General features: G+C 68.2%; 4 protein-coding genes. 1 reads left to right on the top strand and 3 read right to left on the bottom strand.

What is annotated here, in order from left to right; all coding sequences use genetic code 11:
• Nucleotides 1-64: 64 nt before the first annotated feature.
• From ACFU7D_RS29110 to lipB, 3 genes are all read right to left on the bottom strand, one after another.
• On the bottom strand, nt 65-775 hold the full coding sequence (locus tag ACFU7D_RS29110; protein WP_378733061.1) for a DUF4191 domain-containing protein: 711 nt from the start codon (nt 773-775) through the stop codon (nt 65-67).
• Between the two features lie 30 nt (nt 776-805).
• Nucleotides 806-1750, bottom strand: coding sequence for a lipoyl synthase (gene lipA / locus ACFU7D_RS29115; RefSeq protein WP_378873878.1), 945 nt, complete (start codon nt 1748-1750; stop codon nt 806-808).
• Between the two features lie 68 nt (nt 1751-1818).
• Nucleotides 1819-2556 (bottom strand): lipoyl(octanoyl) transferase LipB, encoded by a 738-nt coding sequence (lipB, locus tag ACFU7D_RS29120; protein ID WP_378733063.1) that lies wholly within the window; start codon nt 2554-2556, stop codon nt 1819-1821.
• A 142-nt stretch (nt 2557-2698) separates the two neighbouring features.
• On the opposite strand from lipB, the gene ACFU7D_RS29125 reads away from it, so the two are divergent.
• On the top strand, nt 2699-3448 hold the full coding sequence (locus ACFU7D_RS29125; RefSeq protein WP_378873881.1) for a DUF6612 family protein: 750 nt from the start codon (nt 2699-2701) through the stop codon (nt 3446-3448).
• The last annotated feature ends 42 nt before the right edge of the window (nt 3449-3490 follow it).

Raw genomic sequence — 3490 nt, forward strand, 5'->3', positions numbered from 1 at the left:
GTTCCAGCCCATCTACCCGCGGGTAGAGGGCCGGAACGCCCTGAACTATCTGTGCTGGGTGCGATCAGCGGCCGCGCAGGTTGCCGCGCATGCCCTTCATCGAGGTCGGGACGGGGCCCTTAGGGATCGGCATGGTGCCGCGGGTGGCGTCGACCGCCTTGAGGCGGTTGAGGATGTCGGTGATCTCGGGGCCGGAGACGTTGCGGCCGATCTTGGTGACGTGCTTGGTCAGCTGCGGCAGCGGGACCTCGTCCTCACCGTTGCCGGCGACGACGGTCGTGATCGGCACGTCGGCCAGGACCCGGGCGTGGGTGCGCTTGGTGCTGGCCAGCAGGGAGCGGACCTTGCTCGGGCTGTTGCCCTCGCCCACGAGGACGACCCCCGGAGGACCGACCACACGGTGCACGAGGGTCTGGCTGCGCGGCTCGACGCCCACGGCCTGGGTGACGGTCCAGCCCCGGCGGAGCATGGTCAGGGCGGCGTACCCGCCACCGATCTGGCCCTCGAGCCGGGAGTACATCACCTTCTGCGCGCGCCGCGAGAAGACCACCATCGCGGCGAGGAGGCCGGCCAGCAGGGCGCCGACGATCGTGAAGATCCAGGAGAAGATGCCCTCACCGGGCAGGAACCAGAAGATCACGCCGGCGACCGCGGCGACGACCACGAAGATCGAGCCGAGGATGAGGCCGATCTTGGGGTCTGACTGCTTGGTGAGCTTGTAGGTCTCCACCATCTGCTGGCGGCGACTCATGCTGCTCGGGTCGGTCTGGGACATCTTCCTCTTTCAGTTCTCGTACGCAGGGACTCAGGCCACGGAGGAGGCGTCTCGCGCCTCGATCGCCTGACGGTACAGCCGACCGGCGCGGTAGGACGAACGAACGAGCGGTCCGGACATGACTCCGGAGAAGCCGATCTCCTCGGCCTCGGCCTGGAGCTCGATGAACTCCTCGGGCTTGACCCAGCGCTCGACGGGGTGGTGACGCACGCTCGGGCGCAGGTACTGGGTGATCGTGATCAGCTCGCAGCCGGCCGCGTGCAGGTCGCGCAGCGCCTCGGAGACCTCCTCGCGGGTCTCGCCCATGCCCAGGATCAGGTTGGACTTGGTGACCAGCCCGAAGTCGCGGGCCTGGGTGATCACATCGAGGCTGCGCTCGTAGCGGAACGCCGGGCGGATCCGCTTGAAGATCCGCGGGACGGTCTCGACGTTGTGGGCGAGTACCTCGGGACGGGACTCGAAGACCTCGGTGAGGAGCTCCGGGATGCCGTTGAAGTCGGGGATGAGGTTCTCGACGCCGGTCTCGGGGTTGAGCTCGTGGATCTGCTTGACCGTCTCGGCGTAGAGCCAGGCGCCGCCGTCGGCGAGGTCGTCACGGGCGACGCCGGTGATGGTGGCGTACTTCAGGCCCATGGTCTGCACGGACTCGGCCACGCGGCGCGGCTCGTCGCGGTCGAGGTCGGTCGGCTTGCCGGTGTCGATCTGGCAGAAGTCGCAGCGCCGGGTGCACTGGTCGCCACCGATGAGGAAGGTGGCCTCGCGGTCCTCCCAGCACTCGAAGATGTTGGGGCAGCCGGCCTCCTGGCACACCGTGTGCAGGCCCTCGGACTTCACCAGCGCGGTGAGCTCCTTGTATTCCGGCCCCATCTTCGCTTTGGTCTTGATCCACTCCGGTTTGCGTTCGATCGGAGTCTGCGCGTTGCGGACCTCGAGACGGAGGAGCTTGCGACCTTCTGGGGCAGGAGCTTGAGTCACCCCACAAGCCTACGCCGCGTGGGGGCGGAACCTCGAAGCCAGGTTGTTACTGGACGGTCACTCCGGATCTAGCCCAGGCTGGGGGAGAGCAGCGGGACCCGGGGAGTCTTGGCCGGGTCAGGCTTGGGCTCCAGGCTCTCGCCCTGGTCGTAGTCGCGCCAGGAGAGCATCTCGGCGACCTGCTCGTGGAGGACGGGCATCGCCTCGGTGTTGCCGATCTGCCGCCCCGCCTCGATCGAGAGCGTGGTCACGCCGGCGTCAGAGATCCCGCACGGCACGAACCGCTCGTACCACCCCAGGTCGACGTCGCAGTTGAGCGCGATGCCGTGCATGGTCACGTGCTGGCTGACCCGCAGCCCGATCGCCCCGACCTTGCGCTCCAGGCGGCGTACGCCGTCGGGGGTCTCGCCCGCGGGCAGCCACACGCCGCTGCGGCCCGGGACCCGGTAGGCGGTGACGCCGAACGCGGCACAGGTGCGGATCATCGCCTGCTCCAGGCGGCGTACGAAGTCGACGACCTTGACCTTCTCCGGCAGCCGCACGATCGGGTAGGCGACGATCTGGCCGGGGCCGTGGAAGGTCACCTCACCGCCGCGGTCGACGTCGATCACCGGCGCGCCACCGGGGTCCGCGGGCCGGTCCTCCGGCTTCGTACGCTTCCCCGCGGTGTAGGTCGGCGGATGCTCGAGCAGCAGCACGGTGTCGGGCTCTTCGCGGTCCACGACGCGCTGGTGGATCTGCTTCTGCAGCTCCCAGGCGTCCAGGTAGTCGATCGTCCCGACCTCAACGAAGCGCAGCTCAGTCACATCCGCGATCGTACGCCGGGGCGGATAACGGTTTGGCGACAACCCCGCGGGGGTAAAGAGATTGTGCGCAGAATGCGCGTGCTTCGACTGGCCGCGCTCGGGAGCGATCGGTCATCGGATCAGTCTTGAAAGGCACACAGACGTGCGTACCACCCAGAACCGGCCCACAACCCGGCGCCGCCTCGCGGCGGCCGCCCTCGCCCTGACCGCGACCTGCACCGTTGCGGCATGCGGCGGGAACGGCAGCGACGCGAACGACGCAGCCGACGCCGCACCTTCCATCGAGCCCGGCACCACGCTGTCGGCGTCCGAGGCCACGAAGGTCGTGAAAGCGGCCGCCGAGTCCATGTCGACGGTCCACGTCGAGATGGAGATCAACGCCGTCGAGGAGGGCGAGAAGATCGCCGGGACCGGCGAAGGCGACTTCCAGGAGGACCCGATTGCCTTCCACGTGAAGGGCGAGATCCGCGGTGCCGACGAACCGAGCACGGTCGAGTTCGTCATTCTCGACGACACCACGTACGCCAGCATGGACGGCGAGTGGGTGATGGGCGGATTCGCCAGCGTGATGTCCGCGATGATGCCGGCGCCCAACCTCTTCCTCGACTCCGTCACCCGTGCGATCTCTGCGGACACCACGACGTACGTCGGGCAGGAGGCGATCGAGAGTGTCGACACCGCCCACTACACGTTCGCCGCGGGTGAGTCGGACTTCGGCGCGGAGGGCTCGACGGTCGATGTCAACGTCGACTCCGAGGGGCGGCTGGTGCGGATGAAGATGAACGGCGGCGACGCCGGGAACATCGTCTTCGACCTGTCCGCTCACGGCGAGCCGGTGACCATCCAGAAGCCGAGCGGCAAGATCACCGACATGTCCGACATGGAGATGTAGCCGAGACCCGGTGAGATGACGAGCGGCGCGGCCCCCGTGGGG

The sequence above is a fragment of the Nocardioides sp. NPDC057577 genome (assembly GCF_042801335.1).
Classification (GTDB): domain Bacteria; phylum Actinomycetota; class Actinomycetes; order Propionibacteriales; family Nocardioidaceae; genus Nocardioides.

Excerpts from the sequence above, each read along its gene's own strand:
- ACFU7D_RS29110 (WP_378733061.1), bottom strand. The coding sequence starts at position 775 with ATGTCCCAGACCGACCCGAGCAGCATGAGTCGCCGCCAGCAGATGGTG.